This window comes from Kitasatospora sp. NBC_01287 (assembly GCF_026340565.1).
Lineage (GTDB): Bacteria > Actinomycetota > Actinomycetes > Streptomycetales > Streptomycetaceae > Kitasatospora.
On record NZ_JAPEPB010000001.1, the window covers coordinates 8,048,003 to 8,061,394 of the forward strand.

General features: G+C 69.4%; 18 protein-coding genes and 1 pseudogene. 11 read left to right on the plus strand and 8 right to left on the minus strand.

Going from position 1 to position 13,392, the window contains the following annotated elements; translation table 11 throughout:
* Positions 1-52 precede the first annotated feature (52 nt).
* The 4 genes from OG455_RS34325 (at position 53) to OG455_RS34340 (ending at position 3,005) form a co-directional block, all read left to right on the plus strand.
* Positions 53-955 carry an NAD(P)-dependent oxidoreductase gene (locus OG455_RS34325; RefSeq protein ID WP_266301057.1) on the plus strand — a complete coding sequence of 301 codons (903 nt, stop codon included), beginning with the start codon at positions 53-55 and terminating at the stop codon, positions 953-955.
* Between the two features lie 504 nt (positions 956-1,459).
* The gene (locus OG455_RS34330) at positions 1,460-1,894 is read left to right on the plus strand and encodes an Hsp20/alpha crystallin family protein (protein WP_266300197.1); all 435 of its coding nucleotides are present in this window, start codon (positions 1,460-1,462) and stop codon (positions 1,892-1,894) included.
* A 256-nt stretch (positions 1,895-2,150) separates the two neighbouring features.
* Positions 2,151-2,555 (plus strand): DUF2267 domain-containing protein, encoded by a 405-nt coding sequence (locus tag OG455_RS34335; protein WP_266300198.1) that lies wholly within the window; start codon positions 2,151-2,153, stop codon positions 2,553-2,555.
* A 54-nt stretch (positions 2,556-2,609) separates the two neighbouring features.
* Entirely contained in the window at positions 2,610-3,005 is a 396-nt protein-coding gene (locus tag OG455_RS34340) for a DUF2267 domain-containing protein (protein ID WP_266300199.1), read from the plus strand.
* Between the two features lie 145 nt (positions 3,006-3,150).
* On the opposite strand, the gene OG455_RS34345 is transcribed toward OG455_RS34340, so the two are convergent.
* The 5 genes from OG455_RS34345 to OG455_RS34365 all read right to left on the minus strand — a co-directional run bounded on the left by OG455_RS34345 (position 3,151) and on the right by OG455_RS34365 (position 5,304).
* On the minus strand, positions 3,151-3,315 hold the full coding sequence (locus OG455_RS34345) for a hypothetical protein (RefSeq protein ID WP_266300200.1): 165 nt from the start codon (positions 3,313-3,315) through the stop codon (positions 3,151-3,153).
* 27 nt (positions 3,316-3,342) lie between these two features.
* Complete coding sequence (locus OG455_RS34350; protein ID WP_266300201.1) at positions 3,343-3,699, minus strand: PRC-barrel domain containing protein; 357 nt, start codon at positions 3,697-3,699, stop codon at positions 3,343-3,345.
* A gap of 336 nt (positions 3,700-4,035) precedes the next feature.
* Complete coding sequence (locus tag OG455_RS34355) at positions 4,036-4,398, minus strand: hypothetical protein (RefSeq protein WP_266300202.1); 363 nt, start codon at positions 4,396-4,398, stop codon at positions 4,036-4,038.
* A complete protein-coding gene (locus tag OG455_RS34360) occupies positions 4,385-4,825 on the minus strand; it encodes a hypothetical protein (RefSeq protein ID WP_266300203.1) in 441 nt (146 codons plus the stop codon). Before OG455_RS34360 ends, OG455_RS34355 begins: the two co-directional genes overlap by 14 nt.
* A gap of 251 nt (positions 4,826-5,076) precedes the next feature.
* Positions 5,077-5,304: a hypothetical protein gene (locus OG455_RS34365; RefSeq protein WP_266300204.1), complete on the minus strand. Its 228-nt coding sequence runs from the start codon at positions 5,302-5,304 to the stop codon at positions 5,077-5,079.
* A 548-nt stretch (positions 5,305-5,852) separates the two neighbouring features.
* Here OG455_RS34365 and OG455_RS34370 point away from each other — a divergent pair.
* The 5 genes from OG455_RS34370 to OG455_RS34390 all read left to right on the plus strand — a co-directional run bounded on the left by OG455_RS34370 (position 5,853) and on the right by OG455_RS34390 (position 9,846).
* Complete coding sequence (locus OG455_RS34370; RefSeq protein ID WP_030918248.1) at positions 5,853-6,056, plus strand: cold-shock protein; 204 nt, start codon at positions 5,853-5,855, stop codon at positions 6,054-6,056.
* A gap of 366 nt (positions 6,057-6,422) precedes the next feature.
* Positions 6,423-7,973: a DEAD/DEAH box helicase gene (locus OG455_RS34375; protein ID WP_266300205.1), complete on the plus strand. Its 1,551-nt coding sequence runs from the start codon at positions 6,423-6,425 to the stop codon at positions 7,971-7,973.
* A 177-nt stretch (positions 7,974-8,150) separates the two neighbouring features.
* Complete coding sequence (locus tag OG455_RS34380) at positions 8,151-8,429, plus strand: hypothetical protein (RefSeq protein WP_266300206.1); 279 nt, start codon at positions 8,151-8,153, stop codon at positions 8,427-8,429.
* A 129-nt stretch (positions 8,430-8,558) separates the two neighbouring features.
* A complete protein-coding gene (locus OG455_RS34385; protein WP_323185622.1) occupies positions 8,559-9,080 on the plus strand; it encodes a hypothetical protein in 522 nt (173 codons plus the stop codon).
* Between the two features lie 91 nt (positions 9,081-9,171).
* Positions 9,172-9,846 carry an HAD family phosphatase gene (locus tag OG455_RS34390; RefSeq protein WP_266300207.1) on the plus strand — a complete coding sequence of 225 codons (675 nt, stop codon included), beginning with the start codon at positions 9,172-9,174 and terminating at the stop codon, positions 9,844-9,846.
* A gap of 175 nt (positions 9,847-10,021) precedes the next feature.
* Here the strand turns inward: OG455_RS34390 and OG455_RS34395 are convergent.
* Positions 10,022-10,872: pseudogene (locus tag OG455_RS34395) on the minus strand (transposase); the annotation flags it as partial.
* A 113-nt stretch (positions 10,873-10,985) separates the two neighbouring features.
* Between OG455_RS34395 and OG455_RS34400 the strand changes: the two are divergent.
* The gene (locus OG455_RS34400; protein ID WP_266300208.1) at positions 10,986-11,678 is read left to right on the plus strand and encodes a suppressor of fused domain protein; all 693 of its coding nucleotides are present in this window, start codon (positions 10,986-10,988) and stop codon (positions 11,676-11,678) included.
* 169 nt (positions 11,679-11,847) lie between these two features.
* Entirely contained in the window at positions 11,848-12,105 is a 258-nt protein-coding gene (locus tag OG455_RS34405) for a tyrosine-type recombinase/integrase (RefSeq protein WP_266301058.1), read from the plus strand.
* A 590-nt stretch (positions 12,106-12,695) separates the two neighbouring features.
* On the opposite strand, the gene OG455_RS34410 is transcribed toward OG455_RS34405, so the two are convergent.
* A complete protein-coding gene (locus OG455_RS34410) occupies positions 12,696-12,827 on the minus strand; it encodes a hypothetical protein (protein ID WP_266300209.1) in 132 nt (43 codons plus the stop codon).
* 203 nt (positions 12,828-13,030) lie between these two features.
* The gene (locus tag OG455_RS34415) at positions 13,031-13,384 is read right to left on the minus strand and encodes a MerR family transcriptional regulator (protein ID WP_266300210.1); all 354 of its coding nucleotides are present in this window, start codon (positions 13,382-13,384) and stop codon (positions 13,031-13,033) included.
* Between the last annotated feature and the right edge of the window lie 8 nt (positions 13,385-13,392).

Sequence of the window (13,392 nt, forward strand, 5' to 3'; positions counted from 1 at the left end):
GCGGCCCCCCTGTGCCTGGTCGAGTGATCCGACAGTATGCCAAGCTCTGCTCATGAGCTTACTCTCCGTGGGTTTTATCGGGCTGGGCGTCATGGGCGAGCCGATGGCGCTCAACCTGGTGAAGGCCGGTACTCCGCCGCTGATCTGGAACCGCACCATCGCCAAGACCCACAAGCTCGCAGCCGCCGGCGCCGAAGTGGCCCCCGACGCGGCGAGCGTGTTCGCCCGCTGCGAGGTCGTCATCCTGATGCTGCTCGACGACCCGGGCGTGGACGCCGTCCTCGGCCGCGGCACGCCGGCCTTCGCCGAGCGCGTCGCCGCCCGCACGATCGTCAACATGGGTACGTTCGAGCCGGCTTACTCCCAGGAACTGGCAGTGGAGATCCGCGCCGCGGGCGGCCGCTACGTGGAGTCGCCGGTCTCCGGATCGAGCACCCAGGCCGCCGCCGGCGAGTTGGTCGGGTTGATGGCCGGAGAGCCGGACGACGTGGCGGCGGTGCGCCCGTTGCTCGAACCGCTCTGCCGTGAGCTCACGTTCTGCGGGCCGGTGCCCAGCGGTCTGCTGATGAAACTGGCGGTCAACACCTTCCTGATCACCCAGGTGACCGGGCTGGCCGAGGCATTCCAGTTCGCACGCCGCCAAGGGCTCGATCTCGACCAACTGGTGGCGGTACTCGGCGCGGGGCCGCTGGCGAGCGCGACGATGCGACTGAAGGCGCCCAAGCTGGTCAGTGAGGACTTCTCGGTCCAGGCGTCGATCACCGACTCCCAGAAGGTCGCCCGGCTGATCACCGACACCGCCGCCGCGGCCGGTATCGCGGCCCCGCTGCTCGACGTCTGCCGGGCACTCTTCGCCGAGACCGGTCAACTCGGCTATGCGGACTCCGATATGTCCGCCGTCGTCAAGGCCATCGAGGTTCGCGGCCGGGCGGTCGGCCACCGGTCCGACCGGTAGCCGAGTGGTCGCCGCACTCGTTCCGAGCAGGCGGCGGTCCGCCGCCTCCCGGCCGGTGCCGCCCGGGTGACGGCGCGTACGGTCACCAGGTTGGCGGTGCGGCCCCTCACCATCGACCTGGCCGTGGTCCGTGCCACGAACTCCCGGCACCCCCTGGAACCCGCCGGGCAGTTCGCCCCGTTCTGCCGCCGCGCGATCCTCATCGAGCAGTCGCCGGCTCGGCCCGACGATCTCGTCCCGGAGGCTGACCTCTACGGGATCGGCGTCCTCGCCCAGGATCGCGGCGACAGCGCGTGGTCGTACTCTCCATGGCGGCGGTTGCCGTCGTCGGCCTCGGCGCCGTCGAGGCCCGGGCGCCGTCGGGCGGGGCCGGCTTGGGCTTGGCACGCATCATTGTCACTCTCCTGGCGACTTGGGGAGATGTCATCAGATGGATGACATGTTAGAACGGATTCAGGTGAAGCGCATTGGCCCTGCCGCCTGGACCACTGGAGGTGTTCCCTGATGTTGATGCGCACCGATCCCTTCCGTGAGCTGGACCGGCTCACCCAGCAGTTCCTCGGCGCCAACGGCACCTGGTCGCGTCCGACCCCGATGCCGCTGGACGCCTACCGCACCGACGACGAGTACGTGATCCGCTTCGACCTGCCCGGGGTGGCCCCGGAGGCGATCGACATCGACGTCGAGCGGAACATGCTGACCGTCAAGGCCGAGCGCCGTCCCCGTCACGAGGGCGAGGGCGTGAAGTGGGAGCTGTCCGAGCGCCCGCTGGGCGTGTTCTCCCGCCAGGTCATGCTCTCCGACACCCTCGATGCCGACGGGATCACCGCGGACCACGACGCCGGCGTGCTGACCCTGCGCATCCCGGTCGCGGAGAAGGCCAAGCCCCGCAAGGTCGCCATCAGCCACAGTGGCGACCGCAAGCAGATCCGAGCCTGACCGCCCCCGGACCATCGCACCGCACCACCCTTCCCCCCGGGCCGTGCGGGACGGCCCCCTCGACCACCGATCGCCACCGGCCACTCCGGGCGCTCGCGGGCCTGCAACCGGTCCGGCCAGAGGAGTGGCCAGCTGATACCACGGAAGCCGGACACCCGGTGGTCCGGCCACCGACTCACCGGCCCGAACCGGGACGCGACCGCGGAGCCCTGACCGCCCGCGGTCGCGTCCACCCCGCAACGAAGGGAGACCCGCGGTGACTCTTCGATGGGAAGCGTTCCTGGCCCAGGTCCAGGAACGCGGCGAATACGACACCCCCCAGGAAGCCGAACGGGCGTCCCGCGTCATCCTGGCCCTGCTCGGCGCCCACCTGGTCGGCGAGGTGCGCGCCCACCTGGCCGCCCGGCTGCCCGAAACCCTCGCCCTGATCCTGCTCAATCCCCTGCAGGCCGCCGAACCGCTCAGTGCCGAACGCTTCGTCCGCGCCACCGCCGCTTGGATAGAAGGCGCCACCGAAGCCACCGCCCTGTGGGACATCGGCGCCGTCCTCTCCACCACCGCCGACGCCGCCGGCGACGACCTCACCGAGCACGTGCTGCTCCAACTACCCCCCGGCTACGACCTCCTCTTCGGCCGACCCGCCCCCGGCCACCGCCCCTGACCACCCACACCGCCCCGCCACCGCGCGGCCCGACAGACCGGAAGGTTTCCGCCCATGACCTGGCACCACCTCCTGAAGCAGGTCCGCGACCTCGGCCGCTACGACACCGACCAGGAGGCCGAACGTGTCGTGCACGCCGTCCTGGCCACACTCGGCGGCCAGCTCATCGGCGAGGAACGCCGCGACCTGGCCGCCACCGTGCCCGAACCCGCCCGCACCACCTTCGCCTCACAGATCCCCCTCACCCAGCCCCTGGACGCCCACACCTTCGTCGACACCATCGCCACCACCCTGGACACCACCGCCGACGCAGCCCGCTGGCACACCGGCGCCGTCCTCGCCGCCCTCACCAACCTGCTCGGCGAGCCCTTGACCGGCCGCGTCCTGACTCAACTCCCCCACGGCTACGCACTCCTCTACGGCCGCGCCGACCTGACCGCCGCCACCTGACGAAGCCAACAGCGGCAGGTTCCACGGCGAGAGCCGCCCATCAGGCTCAGCGCACCCCCGGCTCGACCTGGAGCCGGGGGTGCGCTTCGGTGTGCGGCCGGGCGGTCCGCCTCCGTCCAGCGCCGGTCAACCAGGCCGCGGGCTGTCATCGTTGGACGCCCTTGCGCCGTGAGGCGCGCACGCCGACGAACACGAGGTCGGCGATCAGGAGCACTATGCCGATGACCAGCAGGTAGAGCAGGCCGTGGACCACGACGCCGATGAGGCCGAGCAGGATCGCGACGATCACCACGAGGAGGAAGAGCGCCATGATGTGCCTCCTTGAACGGGCGGGTGGTCAGCGGCGCGCGGGCAGGCGTTCGCCGGCGGTGCCGCTCTGGTAGGCGAGGCCGTGGTGCCGGAAGACGGCTTCCTCGTCGGCGGCGGGCCTGACATCGTCGGTGCCGATCGCGGGGCTGTCCTTGACCGGGGCCTTGTCGTAGGCGACCTTGACGCAGCCCGGGCCCACCGACGCACCGGCCAGCGGGACGAACACGAGGCGGTGGCGGGTGGGCAGCCCGATCCGGACGGTCGCCATCGCCGGCTCGTCGGTGCTGGTGTCGACGTAGACCGCCTCCAGCGTGCCGATCTTGTGGCCACCCGCATCGGCGTCGTCGGTGGTGCGCCACTCGCGGATGTCGCCTACCTCGATCACCGTGACTCCTCTGCGCTGCCGAGCCCCGCGGACGGGATCGCTCGCGGAGCAGCGCCTACCGGCCCCGGGTGGCGGCTGGTGCACCTCCCAGCGTGCCTCCGCTCCGGTGCGGACGCCAACCAACATGGCCGTCCACGCCACGCGAGCAGCGGGCACAGAACTCTCCCCGGCGGGCGCCGGACCGTTCCCCGCTTGGGACTGCCGCACGGGGGCGTCCAGGCCGCAACGGCCGGCTTCTCGCCCTGCCACGCTCATAGCCTGACGAACGGACTCAAGACCAGCCCGCCTCACCCGACTCCACTCTCGAAGCGGACACTCGCCCTCCTGCTCACCGTCTCAGGTGTCGGAGTAGCTGAGGTCCCCGATGGTCCAGCTGCTGATGTCCTCGATGGCGACGCGGTACATGCCGCCGGTGTGGGGCAGCCCGAAGTCGCCCTGCAGGATCCTCGCCCGGTGGAGGTGCAGGTGGGTGGGTCGCGCGGGCGGGGTCTCGGCGGGTGGGGCGAAGAGGGCGGCGAACGGCTTGAGGTGCTCCGAGGCCTGGAGGACCTCCGCCACTCGCTCCCACCACAGGGACACCGGCGCGAGCCTGCCGGTGATCACCGCGCCTGGGACCACCACTGTCAAGGACATCTGGTTGCTGTGCTCGGACTCGACCATCGCGGCGATGTCGACGAGCAGCCCGTCAGGGTTCGACATGACGCCCAGATGAGGACACGGCCATCGGTGTCCGGGAGCCCGCCCCGATGCTTCCAGCGCGACGCGTGCCGCAGGAGGGCGTGCCCGCGAAGACCGGCATGGTGCCGGGATCGCTCTGGCCCGCGGTGACGAGCACCTCAGTTCCAAGTGTGGTGACGGTGAAGCCCGCGGAGTCCAGGACCTCCGACAGGGCCAGGGTGAGTGCGTTGCGGATGCCGCGGAACTCGGTGCGCCCAGCGTCGTCGGCGGGATGCGGTGAGGCGCGGAGCGTCGTCCCGATCAGATCCTCGCCCGGCCGCCATCCCAGCACCAGGCCACCCTCCGGACGCTGTCGGACGGAGAGGCTGGCCGCCTGTGGCGGCGCCAGCTCGAACCCTCGGAGTGAGAGCACCTCACAGACGGACTCAAACAAATGTTTGTCATCCACGCGACGATTCTACCGCCCGCATGGCCGGCGTTCAGACGACAGTGACTGATCGTCATGTGCCGTTCCGGCTAACGCCGGTACCGCGCCGACGCCCAGGCCGGCGGGGCCGATCGACATGGCATCGGGATCAAATGGCCGGGGTGCGTGCCCTCTGGATGGTGTGCCGAGGCGACGGTGCGCCATCGCCTCGGCACAGGGTCCACCCGCGAGCGGCGGAGCACGATCGGCCTCGAAGCGCAGGGCGCTCGGGGTCAGAGTTTGAACATCGCGGTGTACGGCTGGGTGATGCGTTCGCGTCGCGATCCGAAGTCGACGAGTACGGCGATGTCGCTGTCACCTTCGACGCCGATGGCCCGGCCGAGGCCGTAGCGGTCGTGGGTGACTCGGTCGCCCACGGCGAACCGCTTCAGGGGCGCCTCAACCCTGGCCTTGAAGGGGCTGGTGGGCAGGGGGCGGCGGACTGCTACTGATTTCGTCATCCCGTGCAGTATGCGCCGAAAATCTCGGGAGCGGGCTCTTTTCGTGGGACTGGAAATTCGGATGGGTTGGAATCCGAATGATGTCGTTCGCTGTCTCTAGCTGTCTCTAGCTGTCTCCGATGGTGCCGATGGTGCCGATGGCCTGACGCGGCCGCCGGCCCGGGACCGGGGTCGGCGTGGCGGGAGTCCATGCGGCGCGCGGTGGGGCATTGTCGCGTCGAGCTGCCGGTGGAACCGCTACCCCGGGCAGAGCCACAGGCGGTCAACCATCCTGATCGCATGGGGTGTTGAGGTTCCTTGCGGCTCGGGGGCGGCGGTTGCGCCGGGAGGTCCTGCGAAACCGGGGGTGAAACAATCCACCGCGGCAGGCCTGGGCCTGCTAGAGTCTTCTTAGTTGCAGTAGTGGTTCCCATGAACTTTGTGTGCGCCTGCTGATGTTTCGCAGGCGCATTTTTGTTTCCCGGCTCTTCCCCGGGTGGGTGCTCATCGCGGCGACTCGAAGTGCGCACAGTGCGCGCCTCGGACTGCCCCTTGAAGGAGAATTTTTTATGGCTAATGGCACTGTGAAGTGGTTCAACGCGGAAAAGGGCTTCGGCTTCATCGAGCAGGAGGGTGGCGGTCCTGACGTGTTCGCCCACTACTCGAACATCAACGCCAACGGCTTCCGTGAGCTGCTCGAGGGCCAGAAGGTCGAGTTCGACGTCACGCAGGGTCAGAAGGGCCCGCAGGCCGAGAACATTCGCCCGCTGTAGTTCTACTGCCATGGCACCCGCCTAGCAGCGAGGGGCCCGCACCGCGTACATGCCCGGTGCGGGTCCCTCGGCATTGCATCGCGCACATCCCCGGCCGTTCAGGCCCCTGGCTCCGCCACCGGCGGCCATCCCCACGCGAGACGCCCAGCGCCGCGTCCGGATCGGCGCCCTGCCGTGACATCGCACGGTTCGAGGTCCTCGCTCCCGCCCCTTCGCGGTGAGCGCCGACCGCAGGTGACGTGCCGCACGGTTCTACCGTCCACGCTCCGCCCGTGACACTTCTGGCCCGTTCCCTTGCGGGCTCCGCCGGCGCCCCGCGCCGCGGAGCCTTCCTCGTGACGCGCCGCCCCGAGGAAGGTTTCCCGCATGAATCGTTCCAGTCGCTCCTCGTACCAGAACGCCAACTCCCGCTCCGGCAGCTCCTCCTACGGATCCCGCTCCGGTGGCGCCGGCTACGGGTCCCGCTCCGGCGGAAGTTCCTTCTACGGCGACCGGCCTGCCGGCGGCCGGAACGCATCCGGTCGCACTGCCCGTCAGGGCTCTTCCCCGCAGGGCGAGTTCGCGATGCCGGTGAGCACCACCCCGGCCCTGCCGGCCGTCGAGTCGTTCGACGAACTGGACATGCCCAAGGCACTACTGCCGGTGCTGACCCGGCAGGGCGTCACCTCGCCGTTCCCGATCCAGGCCGCGACACTGCCGAACTCGCTGGCCGGACGTGACGTCCTCGGACGAGGCCGCACCGGCTCCGGCAAGACCATCGCGTTCGGGCTCGCCGTGCTGGCCCGCACCGCCGGCCAGAAGGCCGAGCCGCGCCGGCCGCTGGCGCTCGTGCTCGTCCCCACCCGTGAACTCGCCCAGCAGGTCACCGACGCACTCACCCCCTTCGCCCACGCGGTGCGGCTTCGCCTGGCCACGGTGGTGGGCGGGATGTCGATCGGGCGCCAGGCCCAGGCGCTGAACCGCGGAGCCGAGGTCGTGGTGGCCACCCCCGGCAGGCTCAAGGACCTGATCCAGCGCGGGGACTGCCAGCTCGACGGGGTCGGCATCGCGGTGCTCGACGAGGCCGACCAGATGGCGGACATGGGCTTCCTGCCGCAGGTCACCGAACTGCTCGACCAGGTCGCCGAAGGCTGCCAGACGATGCTGTTCTCCGCCACCCTGGACCGCAACGTCGACCGGCTGGTGCGCCGCTTCCTCAAGGACCCGGTCACCCATTCGGTGGACCCCTCGGCCGCGACGGTCAGCACCATGGCGCACCACGTCCTGCACGTCCAGAACTTCGACAAGAGCGCCACGATCGCCCACATCGCCTCCCGCGAGGGCGGGGTGATCATGTTCATCGACACCAAGCACGGCGCGGACCGCCTGGTGGAGGACCTGCTCGCAAGCGGGGTGAAGGCGGCGGCGCTGCACGGGGGCAAGTCCCAGCCGCAGCGCACCCGCACGCTGGAGCAGTTCCGCACCGGCCAGGTGACCGCGTTGATCGCCACCAACGTCGCCGCCCGGGGCATCCACATCGACGGGCTCGACCTGGTCGTCAACCTGGACCCGCCGAACGACCACAAGGACTACCTGCACCGCGGCGGCCGGACCGCCCGGGCCGGCGAGTCCGGCACCGTGGTCACCCTCGTCCTGCCCAACCAGCGCCGCGAGATGGCCCGCATGATGGCCACGGCCGCCATCACCCCCGTCACCACCAGGGTCAGCGCCGGCGACGAGGACCTGGCCCGCATCACCGGCGCCCGCGTGCCCACCGGCATCCCCACCGTGATCGCCGACCCCGTCGTCGAACGCCCCCGCCGCAGCACCTCCGCGAGCCGCAACCGCCGCGGTCGCCCCACCCACGCCGGCCGCACCCCGCAGAGCACCACCGGCTCCCGCAACGCAGCCCCCGCGCGCGTCGCCCTCGCCGCATAGGACGCCGTGCGGGCCCGGACCGCGACACGGTCCGGGCCCGCACCATGCACCGGCGGCCGACACCCGGTTCCCACGACGACCGGACGAGGCACCCGCCACCAGCACCACCGACCCCTCCCACCACCAGTGCCCTGATCGCCGCCCCCGCAGGCGGGAGCGACGCGAAGGAATCCGCCCATGACCACCACCCTCGAACGCCCCATGACCACCACCACGGTCGGCGACCTCATGAAAACCCCGGAACTGCAGATCAGCGAGGACGTCACGGCCGACACCGCGATGGACATCCTGCACAGCTCCGGTGCCGCGAACATGCCATGGTTCGCCCACGGCTACGCCGCTGACCCGGACGCGGTGCGTGATGTCGTCCTGCGCGCGACCGGGCCACACGGCCAGGTCGCTGCACGTGACCAGCAGTTCATCAGACGGCAGGGAGCGTTCGGAGGCGGGGCATGAGACCGGATCTTTGATCTGACGCTGTGGCGGCTGCTCAGGGCGTGCTGCAGTGATCAGCAGAAGCGATGGCCGCCGACAGGCGATAGAACTCGGTTTCGGGCCGGCCCGGGCAGTTGAGATGATCGGCTCATGGGAGCATTGACGACCGCGCCGGGACAGGCTCCCGCGACCGCCGTATTCAGGGGAGCGTTCGAGACGCACGCGGCCCGCGAGCCGGGCGACCTGGACTTCGTCGTGGTCCCCGCGGACTGGGGCATCGACGAACCGCGCACCGAGTCGATGCTCCGGGGAATCGCCGACGCGACGCGGACCGTGAGCCAGCACGGTGGCACTGTCGTTCGGTTCGAGGCGGCCGGAGCGGTCAGCGAGGACATCTGGACCTACGAGCGAGTCCCCGGCCGCCGACTCGTCCTGCCCTGGACCTCGCCCGGCCTGCCCGGCGGAATCATCCAACTGGGCTTCGTCTTCAACGAGCACCTGCCCGTCGAGCCGGTACCGGCCCAGATCCCCTCCCGGTCAGGCGGCCCGGACGCACAGTTGAACGCGGCGACGGCCGAACTGTCCATGAAGCGGCTGGCCGATCGGGGCTGGGCCGACGAGCCCACCCCGGGACGGTTCACGCTCGCCGCCGGGCCAGCCGGCGGCTCATGAGCATCGTCATCGACCACAGCACCATCTGCTCATGCACGGCGGGGCAGCGAATCGTCTCGTCCTCGCGTGATCGCCAACGAAGGAGCAACCGTTGCAACCGATTGTCCTGTTCGACCTGGACGGCCTTCTGATCGACTCCGAGCCGATCTGGGACGCGGCAAAGCGTGAAGTGTTCGGTCCGCTTGGCCTGCACCTCACAACGGAGATGCAGGCGGCGACGCGCGGGCTGCGGCAAAGGGACATGGTGGCCTATTGGTTCGATCGGGCCACCATTCAAGCCGACCCCGACGACGTCGAGCAGCAGATCGTGGCCGCCGTGTGCCGCAGGCTGGAGGGAGTGGCGCTGAAACCCGGTGCCGAACACGCCGTCGCGGCGTGCGCGCGTGCATCGAGGGCGATGGCCGTCGTGTCATCTTCGCCGGAGTCGGTGATTCGGCATGCGCTCGCGAGCACCGGCCTTGACGGATCTTTCGATGCCGTGTTTTCGGCCGAAGACGACGAGCACGGCAAGCCCCACCCGGGCGCCTATCTCCGCGCGGCCGCCGCCCTCGGCGCGTCACCCGACGAGTGCATTGTGATCGAGGACTCGCTCAACGGTGTCCTTTCTGGCGTGTCAGCCCAGATGACGGTCGTCGCCGTTCCCGAGGCCGCTGATCGCTGCGATCCTGGCTTCGCGATTGCCACTCTGGTACTGGAGTCCCTCAAGGATCTCGATACCTCTGTCTTCGGCGCGTATGTGTCCAGGGGGAGCCGGAACGCCACGTGAGCATCGCGTGCTGCGGATCCTCAACCGTTCCGCCGGACCTTCGGTGAACCCACACCGCGGGTCGCGGCCAAGGTGCGCGGCACGCTCCACCCCTGGATCGAGGAATTCATCAGCCTGGCGCCTTCTTTGCCTGCTCTGGGGTCCGCTGTCCACGGCTTCACCGTACCGCCGAAGCCTCCCAGGCCGTCGCCTCGGCTTTGCCGTAGCGGGCGGTGTCCGTGGAGGTGGTGACGTCGGGGTTGTGCCAGGTATCGGGCTTGGCCAGGGTGAGGACGCGGCCGTGCTTGCGGGGCCGGCCGCCCTTGGGGCCGGAGCGGGCGGGGCCGGCGTCGCGGAGCGTCACCCGGTCCGAGTGCAGGCGTCCGACCAGCACCACTGGCAAGTCGGTCAGGGCGTGGGAGAGGTAGGCGACGTCGTAGCCGGAGTCCATCGTGATCAGGATCGCGGGATCGCCGTCGTTCCACTGGCCGCTGTCCTTCAATCGCTGCACCACGTCGCGTAGTTGAGTGGCGGTGACGCCGGTGGCATCGTCTGCGGGACCCAAGCGGACGGCGTCCAGCAGCGCGACCCAGGAGGTGCGGCCGGACTCCAGGGCGGCAACGAACGAGTACGGTCAGCCGGGGACGAACCGATCCGTCTTGCGGTCGCCGCGTCCGTAGACGTGGCAGAAGAGCCGGTCCTCGCTGGTGGGAGCGTCCGGCCGAAGCCAGTTGCTGACGTCGACGGCCAGCACGATCCGCCCGTCGGCGGCCTTGGGCAGCGGCAGCCCGGCCAGAGCTCGGCGCGGACGGGCAGGCTCGGCCCGGCCCCGGTCCAAGGCCTGGTACAGGGCGCCGTGCCCGCGCCGGTGCTCGGCCACGAGCGACAGCTCGACCAGGTCCTCACCGGCCCATCCGTGCACAGCACCGCGTCCGTGAGCTCGAAGAGCGCGTCGGCCCGAGCGTAGAGGCTCTCGTAGAACTCGACCCGAAAGTGGGACAGCAGCCTCGATACGTCGCATGCGGGCACATCGACGGGCAGGCTCATCGGCAGCGGCCGTTCTCTCGCACTTCGTTACTCGACATCTCGAAGCGTGGGGAACGGCCGCCTCACGTGCCGCCGAATCCTAGAGATCTCAGCGGGTCAAGGTCATCGACCCCGTGCTCGTGCTGATGCCCGTCGAGGAACTCATCACGGGCAGGTCCGCCGCCGAGATCGAGGCCGACCCTCGACACTGCAGCCTCGTCGGCATGGTCGGCGACGGCGAACTGGTGGTGGTCTCGCTGACGAAGGCCTTTCGGGACGCACTCGCGACTTCCGAAACCAGTTCCCTGCGCGACGTCGCCATCAGCTGGGCGGGCACCTACGATCTCGGGCCTGGCCGTCGGGATGCCGTCCCAGGTCTCCGCGTAATCGTGGCCAGCCCGGGTCCGCGCGGCAGCTGCTGGACATACGTCACTGCCGGCTGCTGGTCGACGGCGGAGAAGCACGGGCACGGACTGGAGTTCGCTCTGACCGCCCCAGCAGGCGACGAGAGCTTCGTGGACCTCCTCGCGAAGATCGCTTACTACCATGCCGGACATCATCTTGATCTTGAGCACAGCATGCCCATCGGCGAGCCGTGGATCCCCGGTTCATCATGCGACCATCTACTTGCCAGCCTGTCCTACCTTCATGGCCCGGACCTGGAGCATTGCCCTCTGCCGAACGGCCGTGCGCGCATCCTCTGGACTCTCCCAGTGACGGCGGCCGAAGTCGCATTTCGCCGCGAACACGGCCATGAAGCACTTGAGCAGCTCTTCGACGAACACGAGATTGACCCCACGGACCCCAAGCGCGCTTCCGTAGTCTGACCGACCTCCCACTCCGCCCTCCAGAGGGCCGCCGGAGCTTCGAGTGAGGCCTGGCCAGCATGGCCCAAGACACCACGAGGAGTGTGTCCTGCCTCACAGGCGCGTGCTCGCAATGAAACACGGACGGGGATGAGCGGCGCGAACGCTGTCCCCGCTTTCGACCAGCTCAATCGCAACACGGACTGACCCGCACACGGGCTCTGCGGACACAAGGCATGGTTGCGCAATGTCGCTGCTGCAGGCAGGCGTCGACACCACGGTCATCGCCCTCTGGCTCGGCCACGCCGGCGTCCGCTCCACCGACGCCTACGTCCACGCCGAAGTGACCATCAAGGAGAAGGCCCTGGCGCTGACTACCCCGGTCACCGCCCGGCCGGGCCGCTACCAGCCCACCGACAAGGTCCTCGCCTTCCTCGATCGGCTGTGACACTGATCGACTGCACCCAGGATGAAAGCCCGGTGCCCCTGCAGTCAGTCCTCCCACGGCCACCGGCTGAAGTGCCACCATCGTCCGCGCGGTGAAACGGTGTGTCTCAAGGCCGGATGATCGAGAATTCTGCTGTCCAGAGGTCCGACGATGCGGGCGAGCTCGCGCGCGGACTTCGAGGGCAGAGCATGCATGGCGATCTCAAGCAGCTCGCGCCATTCGTCCGGCTCCGGCGGACAGCAGGACGGTTCACCACATCCCGTGCGAACGCCAGGCGAACGCTTTCGCGGAGTATGTGCCAGCTCGCTCCAGGCAGCCAGGGCCTTACCCAGGTCACCGGGCGCGAAGCGAGTTCGCTCCAGGCGGATGATCTCGGCCTGCGCCGAGCCAGACACCTGACCGATCTTCGAATATCGCCCACGCTCGACCGGGAACTTCTGGCGATCCGAACGCAGGTCCGAAGGCCGCCTACGCGGCATGGTCCTTTCGTTGCTCTGTCATGGCACCAGTGTGTCAGAAGGCGAGCTGCCATTGGTCAGCAGGACCCTACGACTATGCGGAGCGAGCAATCCTCTCACCGATTCAAGGAATCAGGCGAGGCCGGTCTTGAGTGCGGCGAGGGAGTCGTCAAGTGCCCTCGCGGCGGCGGGCACGTGCGGGGCGAGGGTGCAGAAGGCGTGGACGAGGTCCTCGTGGTTGTGGTGCCAGTCGATGCCGGCCACCCCAGAGTCTAATGATCATGACACTGAGTGCGACAGTGCCGTTTTGGAGACCACGGCGCGACGTGGCGTCCAGATCACCGCTGCGGTAGCCGCTTTGGGCGAACTGAAGGGGCGTCACGTCTTCCTCGTCGCCCCCGGTTGCTGGCGCGTCCACCAGCGGCGGGAGCGAGGGAAGCCGGCTTGCCCTCGGCTCGCCCGGAGCCTCATCGCCCTGCTTGTGCGAGGAGCGCGTCGACCAGGCGACGTGAGTGCTCGAGTCCAGCGATCGACTCGTCCAGGCGCGTGCGCTGGCGGGCCAGGCGGGTGACCATCTCCGGGCACTGCGGCACCAGCTGCCCCGCGTCGTTCCCCACGCAGGGGAGCATGATCGCGATGTTCGAGGTGTTCAGACCCGCGGCGAGCAGCGCGCGGATGGTGCTGACGCGCGCCACGTCCGACTCCTGGTAGCGACGTCGGCCCGCAGACGTCCGGTCAGGGGCCAGCAGCTCGCGCTCCTCGTAGTACCGCAGAAGCCGCTCCGCCACACCGGAACGGGCGGCGAGTTCGCCGATCTGCATCCGCGCTA